At 47.4% G+C, this 15,720-nt stretch carries 6 protein-coding genes and 2 pseudogenes; all 8 read left to right on the top strand.

What is annotated here, in order from left to right; genetic code table 11:
- The first annotated feature begins 114 nt into the window (after positions 1-114).
- Entirely contained in the window at positions 115-1,068 is a 954-nt protein-coding gene (locus tag ABEV74_RS03935; protein ID WP_430143563.1) for a helix-turn-helix transcriptional regulator, read from the top strand.
- Positions 1,069-1,109: 41 nt separating this feature from the next.
- Positions 1,110-4,073 carry a PD-(D/E)XK nuclease family protein gene (locus ABEV74_RS03930; protein WP_430143561.1) on the top strand — a complete coding sequence of 988 codons (2,964 nt, stop codon included), beginning with the start codon at positions 1,110-1,112 and terminating at the stop codon, positions 4,071-4,073.
- Positions 4,066-7,425, top strand: coding sequence for a UvrD-helicase domain-containing protein (locus ABEV74_RS03925; RefSeq protein WP_430143559.1), 3,360 nt, complete (start codon positions 4,066-4,068; stop codon positions 7,423-7,425). The genes ABEV74_RS03930 and ABEV74_RS03925 overlap by 8 nt, the downstream gene beginning before the upstream one ends.
- A gap of 33 nt (positions 7,426-7,458) precedes the next feature.
- Entirely contained in the window at positions 7,459-8,913 is a 1,455-nt protein-coding gene (locus ABEV74_RS03920; protein WP_430143557.1) for a class I SAM-dependent DNA methyltransferase, read from the top strand.
- Complete coding sequence (locus tag ABEV74_RS03915; protein ID WP_197186974.1) at positions 8,910-10,076, top strand: restriction endonuclease subunit S; 1,167 nt, start codon at positions 8,910-8,912, stop codon at positions 10,074-10,076. Before ABEV74_RS03920 ends, ABEV74_RS03915 begins: the two co-directional genes overlap by 4 nt.
- Positions 10,077-13,442: a DEAD/DEAH box helicase family protein gene (locus ABEV74_RS03910; RefSeq protein WP_430143555.1), complete on the top strand. Its 3,366-nt coding sequence runs from the start codon at positions 10,077-10,079 to the stop codon at positions 13,440-13,442.
- Positions 13,443-13,931: 489 nt separating this feature from the next.
- Positions 13,932-15,038 (top strand): annotated as a pseudogene (locus ABEV74_RS03905) (recombinase family protein); the annotation flags it as partial.
- A 490-nt stretch (positions 15,039-15,528) separates the two neighbouring features.
- Positions 15,529-15,705: pseudogene (locus ABEV74_RS03900) on the top strand (sigma factor); the annotation flags it as partial.
- Between the last annotated feature and the right edge of the window lie 15 nt (positions 15,706-15,720).

Below are 15,720 nucleotides of genomic sequence, written 5' to 3'. Positions count from 1 at the left end.
TAAGTTTGTCACGGATTCAGGTTTTCTCCTTATAGGCAGGAAGAACCAGGTAAAGCGTAGAATCCCAATGATGATAAGGATTTACATTCTATATGCCACGATAGGAGATATAGCATGACGGATAAAGTGATTCGGCTCTTTAAAATACTTCTCGCCATTCAATCCAATCCGGGGATTTCGGCCAAGGAGCTGGCGGACAAATGCGAGACAACGGATCGTACGATTTATAGGGACATGCGGATTTTGGACTTGATCGCACCGATTACAAACGAGGGTTACGGAAAAGGGTACCGTTTTGTCGGTAATTTCGCCATGTACCCGCTGAATTTCACGGAGCAGGAAGCGTTGGTGTTCTCTGTCCTGCCCTCCGTGTTGGACACCAGCAAATTGCCTCCAGGCTTTGAATCCGCCTACGACAAGGTGATGGCTACCCATGTGAAAGAAACCCGGAAGCGGTACGATACACTGGAAAATGTCGCAGACATGATCCAAATGGGCACCCCGGCTTATCGGGAGAACAGTGCCAACTTCTTGCTGCCCATCATGGAAGCGACTATCGCCAGTAAGACGATCAGGGCTGTTTACCATACCCAGAGCCGGAATGAATTGACGGAGCGCCAAATTGATCCGTACTATTTGGTCCCGCGGGATCAACGGTTTTACTTGATCGGCTATTGTCATTCCAAGCAGGACATTCGCACGTTTCGTATAAGCCGTTTCCGCCATGTAGAGTTGACAAGTAATCGATTCGACAAGGGTGATTTTAACATTGCTCAGTATATGAAGCATACCTGGTCGATTGAACGCGGGGATTCTTTAATCACTTTTAAGATTAAATTCCATCCGGATGTCGCCCGCTATGTGAAGGAAGAAGAATTGTTCGTGAGACCGAAGATGACCGATCTGCCGGACGGCAGCTTATTATTCGAGGTCACCGTCAACCACGAGCGGGAGTTTATGAATTGGGTGGTTCAGTACGGACCTTCAGCGGAGATTTTAGAGCCTGCATCTGTCCGGGAAAAGTTTAAGGAACAGCTACAGCGTTGGGGACAGTTGTATGGGCAGTAAGGTGCTGTTGTTGAAAGATAGACGAAAGGAAGGTGTCCCTTTTGAAAATAGCAGGCACGTTTCTAGAACGTTTATATGATGCAATCCGTAGAGAGCCATTTCGCCGCAAAATTGTTATTGCTCCTTCCTACATCGAAGGACAGTCCTGGTTGATGCGAATATGCCGGGAATTAGGGCCGGTTATGAATGTGGAAGTCCAAACGGTTCAATCCTTTGTAAGAAGTCAGGTTCAGTTCTCCCTGTATCAACAAGGGCTGACTTTAATCGGGGAACAGCGGTCCTTTTGGATTATCCATCATGTCATGGAACAAATGGCTTCCAAGCCGGATTCCTACATCGCGGTGGATCAAGTAAAGCCTGGTATTGCCATGCATGTTCACCAAGCCATTATGGATCTGCGCCGTGCCGGAGTGAGTGCGGGGGAGCTTCGAGACGACCACTTTATGAGCCAGCAAAAAGGCAGCTATGTCAGAAAGGTGTTGTCAGCGTATGAGCGCTTTCTGAATCAGCGGAGCTGGATCGATTTCCCCGGCCTTTTGTCGCATATACCAACCCAATTGCCGGAAAACGTGGAGCTTATTCTGCCAGACCCTATGCCGCTTTCACCGGTTTCCGCTCGAATGCTGGAGCGGTTGTCAAACGGACGGATGACGAGGATTATAGCGGTTTCTTCCTTCACTGACGTCCAATCCACAATGCCGTTCGGAAAGGTTCAGTTCTATCATGCGACCGGAAGGCTGGCGGAGGTTCGCGAAGCATTGAGACGCATTATTCAGGGCCGGATGCCATTGGATGAAGTGGAGATGATCGTACCGGATGAAGAATATGCGTTGGTTATTTCGACCATGTGTGCTTCTTTCGGTATTCCCTGTTCCTATGCAGACGGGCTGCCTGTGATTACATCCGGAATGGGAAGAGCCGCACATTTTCTGCTGAACTGGTTGGAGTCCGGTTATCAGGTGCGGCAGCTCGTATTGATGCTGCAGCAGCAATTGATCACGTTCTCCGATCGTGACCAAGGAATAACGAATGCGGATTGTATTCGAGCCCTGGAGAAAAGCGGAATCGGCTGGGGGAAAGAACGGTATATCAAGTTGCTGGGGTCGGGGCATGTTCGGTTCCAAGGGGATGCAGATGAAAGACCCGAAGAACGGGAGCGGACGGAACAACAACAGCGGGATGACGACATCAAGAAGCATCTGACAAACCTCCTGGGAGAATTGTTTCCAGACGAAGCGGCGCTCTCATCTCCTAAGGGAATCTGGGGATGGCTCGTTAACATCTTGGATAGATTTGGTGTATGCGGAACGGAAGAGGATGCGATCGTCCTGCAAGAAATGAAAGGTATCGCTAAAGAACTGCAGGAATGTCCTGTTCCGGACTCGATGCCGTTTCAGCAAATGTTCTTGTATGCCCGAGACATGCTGCAGGAACTTCGAGTCGGGGTGCAACGGTTACCCAAGCCCGGATTCCTGTACATATCGAGTTTGGCGAACGGGGGGATCAGCGGGAGAAAACATACGTTTCTTCTCGGGATGGATGAACAGTCGTGGTCCGGGAATATCAGGCAAAATCCCATGCTTCTCGATGAAGAGTGCAGACGGATCGGTGCCGGGCTTCAAACAGCCGTGCAGAGACAAAGAGATCGGCAACGCCTTCGTGATGGTCGGCTTGGGATGATAAGCGGCAATATCACATTTAGCTTCTCGTCGTATGACTTGGCAGAAGGAGCGACAGCAAGCCCGGCTTTTCAACTTCTACAGGTATTCCGAAAAGTATCCGGAGAAACGAATGCGGACTATGAGATGTTGCACCGAAGCTTAGGCGAACCTGTCGGGTATTTGGATGTAGAGCAGCCATCCTCTACTGAGCTAAATGGACTGCCATTGGACGCCTTTCATTACGTCTTCCGACAAATCCATGCGAATGTAAACCTTATGAGGGACCGGCAATCCTTCATCGAATCGGTCTATCCCTCGCTTCGTCAAGGCAGACTTGCACTCGAGGCACGCGGCAGCTCGCAAGTGACGGAGCATGACGGATATATAGCGGGGGATGAATGGGCTGATTATTGGAAAGGCCGGGACGAACGGACGCTTAGCGCAAGTCAATTGGAGAAGTACGCGGAATGTCCGATGCGATACTTTTTCCAATATGTGCTCAGGATTCGCGTGAAAGATCAGGTGACTTTTGACCGTACCTCCTGGCTGAAGCCGAATGAAAGAGGCTCGCTGCTGCACGAGGTTTATCGTCGTTATATGACGGAAGTCAGCGCAAGTAAAGCCGTGCCTATTACACACGATCATGCCCGTTTGCTTCGTATTGCGGAGGAGACGATTCTCTCGTATGCCGAGCGGATTCCGGCACCGAGCCCTCATGTGTTTGAGAGGGAACGGCAAGCGATGCTCCGGGATGTGGACGTGTTCTATCGCATGGAATTGCAGGCTAAGACGGCCCCCCGGTTTTTCGAACAAGAGCTCATCGTGGACGGCCAGCCGTTGCACCTTGAGCTTGGCGAGGACATGGCTATTACGCTGCGCGGGATCGTCGACCGGATCGATCAAGTTGCGCCGCATCAATATCGAATTATCGACTATAAGACCGGCAGTCCTCGGCCTTACAAGGAAAATGGCATGTTCGCAGGCGGCACGCAGCTGCAACATGCGCTTTACGCAATGGGGACGGAGCTTTGGATGCGGCAAACGGGTGTGGATTCAGAAGCAAAAGTGCTTGAAGCGTCTTACGTATTTCCAAGCGAACGGGGGCACGGGCAAGTGATTGCACGCCCGCAAACCGAACGGAATCGAGTCACCGCGGTGATCCGAGGAATCCTTTCGTCGATGGAACAGGGTTTGTTTATTCCCGCTTCAAATCCTGTGGTCTGCCGATATTGCGACTATGCGACTGTATGCAGAGAGCACGCAGAGATGATGGCCGATAAGCGAAAGGACGAAGTGAATTCGGAGCTACTGCACACGCTGCTGGAGGTGGAGAACATTGAATGAACCATCCGATCAACAAGCTAGAAAGAGGATAGTGGAAGAGCTTGATACAACTTTTCTGGTAGAAGCCGGTGCAGGCTCGGGCAAGACAACCAGCTTGGTCGGCAGATTGCTGGCACTCATCGAGTCCGGAACGGCGAAGATGGAGCATATTGCGGCGATCACCTTTACGAATAAAGCGGCGGATGAGATGAAGGAGCGTTTCCGTATTGCTTTGGAGCGGAAAGCGGCTGATGTTGAAGGCGAAACTAGAGAACGAATGGAAGAAGCTTTGGCCAATCTGGACCAAATCTTCATTGGAACGATCCATGCGTTCTGTTCCTCCATGCTTCGGGAGCGTCCGATTGAGGCCGGATTGGACCCTTCTTTCGAAGAAATGGATGATGAAATGAATCGTGCGTTCCACGATCAATGCTGGGACGAATATCTGATTCAGCTGCAGGAGGGAGATAGTGAAGCACTTGCCTCCTTTACCGAGGTGGGAATCGACGTCAGCATCCTGAAGAATGTCTATGATCGGGTATCTATTTTTACGGATCTCCAAATCCCTTGCGAACCGGTTCATCGTCCTGATTTCAACCTCATCCGACTCTCCTTGCTTCCCATGATTGAAGAAGCCAACAGGTTTCTACCGACAGCTGAACCGGAAAAAGGGTGGGATAATCTTCAGGCAAAACTGCGTACTGCTAATCGTATGCTGCGGTTGTCGAATGAGCAAGACGATATGTTGATGCTAACACTTGCGAAGATGTTTGACTTCAAACTGGATGTGAAGCAGTACAAATGGACGGATAAGAAGCAAGCCAAAGCCATATCCGAACGATTTCACGATTGGCAAATCACGGTCCTATTCCCCTTCCTTCAATCGTGGCGGGAATATCTGTATCCGAAAGTCATTCAATTTGTCCTGCCTGCATTGGATTATTGCAGAGAACGGCGATTGCAGGCAGGGAAGCTGAACTTTCAGGATCTGCTGATGAATGCCTGCCGTCTTCTGCGTGATTACCCGGAAGTTCGCGCGTTTTTCGCCGGGCGCTACCAACGGCTTATGGTCGACGAATTTCAGGACACCGACCCGGTCCAAGCGGAAATGATGTTTCTCTTAACGGGGGCCGGCGATGATCCGAATGAACGGAATTGGCGGAAGCTTACTCCAAAGCCGGGTTCCTTGTTCCTCGTGGGAGACCCGAAACAGTCCATCTATCGTTTCCGCCGTGCGGATATTTCCATCTATAACGAGGTGAAATCGCGGATTCAAGCATGTGGAGATGTGCTTCACTTGACCAGCAATTTCCGATCCGTCGATGCGATCGGCGATTTTGTGAACGGGCAATTTGTCGGCAAGCTTCCCGTCCGGGAAACCGATGTTCAAGCGGCGTATGTCCGGATGGAAACGAATATACCGAATCCAAAGGGGAATAAGCGCGCGGATCACGGGGTTTATGCACTCACTTACCCGAAAATTCCCGGAGGCAAGGATGAAGTGGCGGCGGTTGACGCACAGCGTATTGCCGCATACATCGCGTGGGCTTGCCGCGACGGAAATTTGCTTATTCAGGAGCGGGATGGCGCATCCTGGGTGCTCAGAGAGGCGCAGCCCAGCGATTTTCTTATATTGACAAGAACGAGGCATTATTTGCATCTCTACGCAGAAGAATTGGAGAAGCGGGGCGTTGCTGCGGAAACTGTCGGAAGCTCCGCTCTATACCCCGAGCTTCATACGCTGGGACAATTGGCCCTCTACCTGGCCGATCCGTCCGATCAAGTGGCGATGCTGAGCGTCTTGCGCGGACCTCTATTCGGGATTAGCGACAAGGAACTAATGGCGTATCGTGCTCTAGGGAATGTGTGGTCTATCTATCGGCTGCCTGAGGAGTCAGCTGAACAGGGTAGTCAAGTTGTCGCTGCATGCCGTAAATTGCGGGAATATGCCGATTGGGTGAAAGAAATGCCTGCATGGTCAGCCTTGTATTGCATTCTGGAGGATACCGGTCTTTTGCCTTATTCCACGGTGCAAGAAGCTGGAGCAAATCGGTCTGGAACACTGCTTAAGATGTTGGAGCGATTGCAGCGTGACGCCATGCTCGCATCGGATTGGCATGAACTGGCGCATGCGATTTCGGCCATTCGGGAGAGCCAAGGTATGGAAACCGCCAGTCTTTACACAGGCAAAGGGCAAGCGGTACGGATCATGAACGTGCATAAGGCAAAAGGGCTTGAAGCGCCTATCGTGTTTCTCGCTTGTCCTTGCGGGGAGAAGGATCATGACGCCGACCAGTTTGTTGATCGTTCGGAGGCTGAGGCCGCGGGCTATTTCCTGATCCAGCAATCGAAAGGGTTTCAGAAAGATACGATTGCTCAGCCGGTCGGCTGGGAAGCGATGAGCGTGCGGGAGCGTGCATTCATGCTCGCGGAGCGGGATCGGCTTCTTTACGTCGCGGCGACGCGGGCCAAGCAAATGCTAGTCGTCAGTCTCTACCCCAAACAACCTGCCAAGTGCCCGTGGAGTTCACTCATGGATGGGATGGAGCTAATCCGGGAGTTGGATGTTCCGGAATCGGATGTTCAAACAGATGAGTATGATCGGGAACTTGATGGAGATATTGTAATTGGGACAACTTCATCTGGTTTATCCGGGTCCGAAGCCTCATCCATTGATCTAGGTGCTTACTTGGCCCAGAGAGAGCAGGTGTTCCATCAACTGCGCCAACCGACTTATGCCGAATCAACCGTTACCGGGCTGACGAAGAGCATGAGCGACACGCCGGAATGGTCAGCCACTGGGAGGGGCCAATCTTTCGGCAGCGTGATCCATAAGGGGCTTGAAGCAGTTGGAAAAGGTCTTCCGATGAGCGAATTGCCTGTATACGTTCAATACCTCTGCCAGACCGAAGGAGTATCAGAGAAGGACGCGACTGATGCCCTGCCTATTATTCATGAAGTTCTAGACAGTGAACTCTGGCAGCGTAGTCTGAGAGCGAAGCAGCGATTGTTTGAAATCCCGATTATGATGGTTCAGAGCAATGGGGAGACAATGTCTTATCCCGCAACCGAGCAAACGATGTCGGAAACAGCTGCCGCGGAATTGACGCATCAGTCCAATAACGGCGGCAATCTCTTGGTGAAGGGTGTAATAGATTTCGCTTTCGAAGAGGAAGATGGCTGGGTGATCGTCGACTTCAAAACGGATCAATTGGATGAGAGCAAATTGGAGCAGTTTGTTCGGTTTTATGCGCCGCAAGTGCAGGCTTATGCTAAGGCCTGGTCTGAGACGTTCGGTTATCGGATGAATGAAGCTGGATTGTATTTTGTTAGTTTGCAGAAACATGTCATATTAGGACAGTCCGTAGTATAATTAGACAAGAATCTACATGCAGAGGAGATCGTTATGATTACAGGTGAATTAAGGCAAAAAGTAGACCGGATTTGGGAGACATTTTGGACCGGCGGAATCACTAACCCATTAAGTGTGATCGAACAGTTTACATATTTGTTGTTCATTAAAGGACTGGACGAAGCGGAAACGCGTAAGGAAAATGAATCCGTGCTGCTGTCGTTACCTTTTACCGGATTATTTCCAAGTGACAAGCAACACTTACGCTGGAGTCAATTTAAATTGTTCGATCCTCAGCGGATGTATGATGTTGTCTCGAACGAAGTGTTTCCTTTCATCAAGACGCTTCACGGAGATAAGGATTCAGCCTATGCCAAATACATGGGTGATGCCATCTTTATGATCCCGACTCCGAATATGCTTGTACGCATTGTCGAAGGCATCGATACGATTGACATGAAGGATAGAGATACTAACGGGGATTTGTATGAGTATCTGCTATCCAAGGTAGCTACAGCTGGAACGAACGGACAGTTCCGGACTCCGAGACACATTATCGAAATGATGGTTGCTTTGATGAAACCGACGCCTGAAGATATTATTTGTGACCCGGCTGCTGGTTCGGCGGGATTTCTCGTTGCCGCGGGAGAATATTTGCGGAAACATCATGCAGACCTATTCCTGGTTCAGGGATTGAAAGAGCATTTCAATAATCATATGTTCTATGGTTTTGATATGGACCGTACGATGCTTCGTATCGGTGCCATGAATATGCTGCTTCATGGAGTGGATAACCCGAATATCGAATACCGTGATTCCTTGAATGAAAACAATACCGACAAGGACAAATATACACTAATCTTAGCCAATCCGCCGTTTAAAGGGTCGCTTGATGCGGATGCGGTAGCAGCGGATCTATTGCGTGTGACCCGTACAAAAAAGACGGAGTTGCTGTTCCTTGCCCTCTTCCTTCGAATGCTCAAGGTCGGTGGTCGCTGCGCTTCCATTGTGCCCGATGGAGTCTTGTTCGGTAACAGTACAGCTCATAAAGATATTCGCAAGGAGATCGTCGAGAATCACAAGCTGGAAGCTATTATATCGATGCCAAGCGGTGTGTTTAAGCCCTATGCCGGGGTGTCGACAGCCATTATGATCTTCACCAAGACAGGTGCTGGCGGGACGGATCACGTATGGTTCTATGATATGAAAGCGGACGGTTATTCGCTTGATGACAAGCGGAATCCGATTGATACGAACGATATACCAGATATTATCGAGCGGTTCGGCAATAAGGATGCTGAGAAGGAGCGTAAACGCACTGAGAAGTCTTTTCTGGTTCCGGTTGATGAGATTCGGAACAATGCCTATGACCTCAGCATTAATCGCTATAAGGAAACAGAGTATGAGGAAATTCAGTACGAGGACCCGAAGGTCATACTCGCTTCGATCAAGCAACTCGAGAAGGAAATAGTTGAAGGTCTTGAGGAACTGGAGGAGTTGTTGGGGTGAGAGTTAAACGGATTGGAGATTTATTTACGATATCTAAAGGAAAAAAATATGATGAAACTCAATTAAATGATTCAAACGAAATGGTTCGATATTTACAGATTGAAGACCTACGAAATGATAAAAATATTAAAATGGTAAACAGAATTGATAATGGTGTATACGTAACAAGTAATGATGTATTGATTGCATGGGACGGTGCCAATGCGGGTACGATTGGTTATAATCTCACAGGGATTATAGGCAGTACATTAGCCGTATTAAGACCACGGGATTCCAATAACTATATCCCTTATATAGCAAAGTTTCTTCGATCAAAGAGTTTATTCCTAAGAGAAAATTGTACTGGGGCGACAATTCCACATATTCAAAAAAAAGTTTTAGAAGATATTGAAGTTCCTTTACCTTCGTTTGAGCAACAAAAAGAAATTGCATATATTCTAGACAAAGCTGAGGCCATAATCGACAAACGCAAACAAGCAATAGCCAAGCTTGATGAATTAGTTCAAGCTGTGTTTTTGGATATGTTTGGTGATCCAGCAACAAATCAAAAAGGTTATCCTAAAGGTACAATAAAAGATTTGATTATCGAAGCTAACTACGGAACTAGTAAAAAAGCAAATGAAGGTACGGGTCAATTTCCGTACTTGCGTATGAATAATATTACTTATCAAGGTTATATGGACTACAGTAATCTTAAATATATTGATTTGGACGATAAGGAGCAGGAGAAGTACCTGGTACAAAAGGGTGATTTACTCTTTAATCGTACAAACAGTAAAGAATTAGTTGGAAAGACGGCCGTTTTTGATAGTGATGAAAAAATGGCTATTGCTGGATATATAGTTCGAGTAAGGACAAATGACATAGGCAATCCTTATTTTATTTCAGGTTACTTAAATTCAAAGCATGGTAAGAAAGTATTACAAGAAATGTGTAAAAATATTATTGGGATGGCCAATATTAACGCGCAGGAATTGCAAAACATCGCTATTTTAATTCCACCAAGGGAACTGCAAGATAGTTATGAAAGAAAGTTTAAAGCAATCCTTGAAGAAAAGAAAAAACACCTCGCACAACTTCAACAACTAGAAACCAACTTCCAAGCACTACTTCAAAAAGCTTTCAAGGGCGAATTGACAGTGAAGGATGGTGTAACGGTCTAGATGGGCGATGTGCAGCTAACGAATTTTGGATTTCTCAGTGAAAATAAAACGTATGTCAGCTTTGCTGGCGCATGTATGGAGGCAGAAAAGGCGTTGGTCGTCAGTCCCGCGACCAGCGCTATTCTCAGCCGTAGGGCTCTGGAGCTTGCTGTCAAATGGCTGTTTACCTACGATAGCGACTTGAAGGTCCCTTATCAAGACAATCTGTCAAGCTTGATTCACGATGTAACTTTTCTCCGCGTAATCGATCAGTCCATGCTACCACAGTTGAAATATATTACGAAGCTAGGAAATGTCGCCGTGCATTCCAATGCAACGATCAGCCGTGGCGAAGCGATCCTTTCCCTTCGCAACCTGTTTAACTTCATCAGCTGGATCGACTATTGCTATTCGGTCGAATATACCGCAAGAAGCTTTGATGAAAAACTCCTGATGGAAGAGAACAAGCAACAAGAAAAAGTTAGGCCTCAGGAGCTGCAGGATTTATACGACCGTTTAGGTTCAAAAGACCGTAAGCTGGAAGATCTGATCAAAGAAAATGAAGAGCTTCGGAAGCTGCTGACCGAGCGCAAGGCGCAGAACACGCAGGAGTACAACTTTGTTCCGGATAAAATCAGCGAGTTCGAGACTCGCAAACGTTACATCGATCTCGAGCTTAAGCTGGCCGGATGGACATTCCAGAAAAATGTACTGGAAGAGTTTGAAGTACAAGGCATGCCAAACGGCCAAGGGATCGGTTATGTCGATTACGTGTTATTGGGTGAGAACGGGAAGCCGCTTGCCGTCGTGGAAGCGAAACGGACCAGCGCAGATCCCAATGTGGGCAAGCAGCAAGCGAAGCTCTATGCGGATTGTTTGGAGCAGCGGTATGGACAGCGTCCGTTGATTTATTATACCAATGGATTTGTAATAAATTTCTGGGATGATCTTCACTATGCCAGTCGGCAAGTATCTGGTTTCGCCAGTCAGGATGAGCTGCAGTTGCTCGTCAACCGGCGCTCGATCCGTAAACCGTTGCAGGAAGTACAAATCAACAACTCCATTGTAAATCGCCCTTATCAGCATGAAGCAGTCCTTTCGGTTTGTGATGCATTAAATAAAGGACAGCGGACCGCTTTGCTTGTCATGGCGACCGGAAGCGGTAAAACACGCACTGCGAGCGCCATTGTTGATGTGCTGAGCCGATATAATTGGGTTAAGAATGTGCTGTTTCTTGCGGATCGTACAACGCTTGTTCGCCAAGCCAAAAACAGCTTCAGCCAGTATTTGCCCGACATGACACTGTGCAACCTGCTTGACAGCAAGGACAATCCGGAGACGGCAAGAATTGTTTTTTCCACTTACCCGACGATGATGAATGCCATCGACGAGGTCAAGCGGAAGGACGGCAAAAAGCTGTTTACGGTTGGTCATTTTGACTTGATCATCCTTGATGAATCGCATCGAAGCGTCTATAAGAAATATAAGGCCATATTCGATTATTTTGATGCTATCCTGCTGGGCTTGACGGCAACTCCCAAAGATGAAGTCGACAAAAACACATATGACGTGTTCCGTCTGGAAAATGGTGTTCCAACCTTTGCCTATGAACTAGAGCAAGCAGTCAAGGAAGGATATTTGGTGGATTACCGTACCGTGGAAACAACAACCAAGATCATGGACGACGGCATCCGCTACGATGATCTGTCCGAAGAGGAAAAAGAGCAATACGAAGAAGTGTTGCTGGAGGATGAAGAAGAGGAGCCGCGGGATATTGATAGTGCAGCGATTAACGAATGGTTGTTTAACCAGGATACGATAGACCGTGTGCTGCAGTTTGTTATGGAGCGGGGCTTGAAGGTAGAAGGCGGAGATAAGCTGGGCAAGACCATCATATTTGCCAAAAACCATCGGCATGCAGTTGCAATTGTAGAGCGGTTCGATAGCCTGTATCCTGAATTAAAGGGGCATTTTGCACGGGTCATTGATATCAAAACGAATTATTATCAATCTCTGATTGATGATTTTTCCATTTGGAACAAGCTTCCTCAAATTGCTGTTTCCGTTGATATGCTCGATACAGGCGTAGACATCCCTGAGGTTGTCAATCTGGTATTCTTCAAGAAAGTTCGCTCGAAGTCGAAGTTTTGGCAGATGGTGGGCCGAGGGACACGGTTGTGTAAAGATCTACATGGTATTGGTGAGGACAAGCAGGAATTCCTGATCTTTGATTTCTGCCGTAACTTTGAGTATTTCCGGGCCAATCCGAAAGGGAAGGATACCGATATTGCCGAGACCTTATCGGAAAAATTGTTCAATGTTCGTACTCAGATTGTACGTGAACTTCAACAACTGCGTTATCAGGAACCCGAATATATAGAACATCGCACGGAATTGGTGAAATTGTTGAAGGATAGCGTGAGTGCGCTAAATGAGGAGCATTTTCGCATCAGACAGCATATCCAGTATGTCCATAAGTATAAAAATGACGCTACATGGCGCTCCTTAACCGATACTGATATGGGGGATTTGAAGGAGTATATTGCTCCTCTTGTCGTTTCTTTAGACCATGACGAATTAGCAAAGCGGTTTGACTATATGATGCTGATCATCGAATTGGCTAAGCTTCAGGGAACACAATCGGTGAAGCCGCTTCGCAAAGTCATGGAGACGGCAGAAAAACTCTCCAAGTTGGGTACGATTCCTCAAGTCGTCGCACAGCGACATGTCATAGAGAAGGTCTTGACGACAGAGTTCTGGGAAGAAGCGGACATCTTCGAAATGGAGAAAGTTCGTGTTGCTTTACGGGATCTCATTAAATTCCTGGAACGGGAAACACAACAAATCTATTATACGAACTTCAAAGATGAATGGCTTGCTGTAGAGGAAAGTAGAGGCTTCTATAACACCAATGACCTGCAAAATTACCGTAAAAAGGTCAACCAGTATTTACAAACGAACAAGGATCAAATCGCTATCTATAAATTGCGCAACAACAAACCGATCACGAAACAAGATCTGGAGACGCTTGAACATATTCTATGGGCAGAACTCGGAACCAAAGAAGATTATGAGCGGGAATATAAAGACTTACCGGTAACGAAGCTTGTACGGACGGTCGTAGGGCTCGACCAGGAAGCCGCGAATGAAGCATTCACGGTATTCCTGCAGGAAAACCGTCTGAATGTCCATCAACTACGGTTTGTGAAGCTGATTATCGATTATGTAGTGAAAAACGGTATTCTTGAAAAATCCGTACTCCAAGAGGAGCCATTCCGCTCGGTCGGCAGTATCACGGAACTGTTTAGTAATAATCTGGACGATGCACGAGCAATTATCGGTATTATTGATACCATCAACAAGAATGCAGAGGTAGTTGGAGCGTAGATCAAGTCCTAATTTGTGTATAAATTCCATAAGCATGGCGCCGATTAGCCGAATCACGGACTCCCGGTTGGGAAAGCTTCGCTTGATGCAGATAGCATGGTTGCGTCTGTGCTTACAATAAATTGTTCATACAAAGAACCTGAAGGAGCTTTTTTTCTGCTTCATTCGGGTTCTTTCTCTTTGATGAAGACAGATTATAAGTTTATTGAAAACATCATGCAGTTGTGTTAGGACAATTGTCCGGCGGAATAAGGTGTATTGAGGTGAGGAATATGGTGCGAATGTCGACAATCAAAATTGTATACGTCCCTCAGTCTTCCGCGGTTCCAAAACCCTCAAGCTCCTTGTCCGCCAACGAAGCCAAAAGTGCAGTAATCGACTATATCTTAAAACGATTGATCTTGGAACCGACTGAATAAGCCGGTTTTTTTGTTGCTTGGGATATAAATACATGGTTTTATAAGCAAGGGTCAGAAGGGAGCATATTTCATGTACACCGCGATCTACTCCAGGGTTTCTACGGGTATGCAAGCGTCGGAAGGCACCAGCCTGGATGCGCAAGTTGAGATTTGCTTTCGAAAAGCCAGAGACATGGGGCTTTCAGAAGGAATGCTAAAAGTATATCGTGAAGAGGGATTTACGGGCGAGGACATCGACCGTCCGGCGATGAATGAATTAAGGCAGGATGTCGCGCAAGGGATCATCAATCGGTTGATTGTTACTCATCCCGACCGTTTAACCAGAGATTTGACCGATAAATTAATCCTCTGCCGCGAACTGGAGAGAAGTGATGTTGAACTTGTTTTCGTTGATACGGAGTACCGAAATACTCCGGAGGGGCAGCTGTTTTTCAATCTCATGAGTTCGATTGCTCAATATGAGTTGTCCTTAATTAAAAAACGGACCGTTCGCGGTAGACTCAAAGTGGTGGAGAAAGAGAAAAAAATTATGCCGATGAGGGTGGCTCCATACGGATATGACCTTCACGAGCATACGTTGGTGATAAACGAAGAGGAAGCCGAATTCGTGCGCAAAATGTATCATTGGTATGTCTACGATCATTATACGTTCAGGGAGATCGGGGAACGATTGTATTCGCTCGGAGCCGTGCCGAAACGCGGTGAAAGCCGAAATTGGAGCGCCAGTTCTATTCGGCGTGTGTTAACATCGGAAGTGTATATCGGCAAGTATTATTATAATCGGCGGGAAACACGTAAAATTCGGGGAGAAAAAACAAAGAACGGGAATCCGAAGAAAACTTATAAGTTCCGCGATGAAAATGACTGGATCCTGGTCGAGGTCCCTCCCATCATTGATCCGCAATTATTTGCATTGGCGCAAGCGCAGAAAGAGAGAAATATGAAGAAATCTGGAAATGTCAAATATGATTACTTATTGAAATCAATGATTCGTTGCGGACATTGTGGCCGGATGTGGCAAGCAACGACTTACACGGGTCGAGTCCAGAAAGAAACGGGAGAAAAGATCCGTTACACCTGTTATCGGTGTCCCAATAAATTCCCAAAGAAGTATGGCGAAGGCGTGGAAAAGTGTCCGACTCAAACGCTGCGCGCCGATATGCTCGATGATTACGTATGGCGGCTAATCTTGGAAACACTGTCCAACCCCGATGATTATATCGAAAGGCTACACAGCCGATCGCAAGAAATTCATCAGGAGTTGCGGTCTGCCGCGGACCAAATCAAACGGCAAATCGAGCAAAAAGAAAAGGAAAAAGAAAAAATTAAAGTCATGTTTAAGCGGGAAGTCATCGACGAGCAAGAGATGTTAAGCGAAATGCAGCACATTAATGCCGGGCTAAAGTCGTTGCAACATGAACTCGCTGGCTACGAGAAGCAATGTTCTGAACTGTTGGAGACAGAACGTAATGCATCCCGGACGCTTGAGCTTACGCAATTCATCCGCATGTTTGTGGAGAGCGGCGGAGATCAACTGACCTTTGAGGATAAGCGTCATATCGTGCAAACGTTAGTTGATGAGATCTTGATCCGTTTTGACGGGAACGAAGTACAGATTACTGCAGTCGGAGCACTAGATGAGTTAAAACGCCAACAATTTATTCAGCATGAGGATGACATCGGTTCGTGTTCACAACCTCAAGAAGTTCGACAATACCGGCGAAGACCTGGAGGACCTGATCTCCATCGGAACGATCGGCCTGATCAAAGCGATCGAAAGCTTCCAGTCCGGCAAAGGGACGAAGCTGGCGACATTCGCCGCCCGCTGTATCGAAAATGAAATCTAAATTACATAAGTG

The sequence above is a fragment of the Paenibacillus cisolokensis genome (genome assembly GCF_050481165.1).
In the GTDB taxonomy this organism is placed as follows: Bacteria; Bacillota; Bacilli; order Paenibacillales; family Paenibacillaceae; genus Paenibacillus_AH; species Paenibacillus_AH cisolokensis.
Note: the sequence above shows the minus strand (reverse complement) of the source record. Positions and strands in the feature narration are given on the sequence as shown.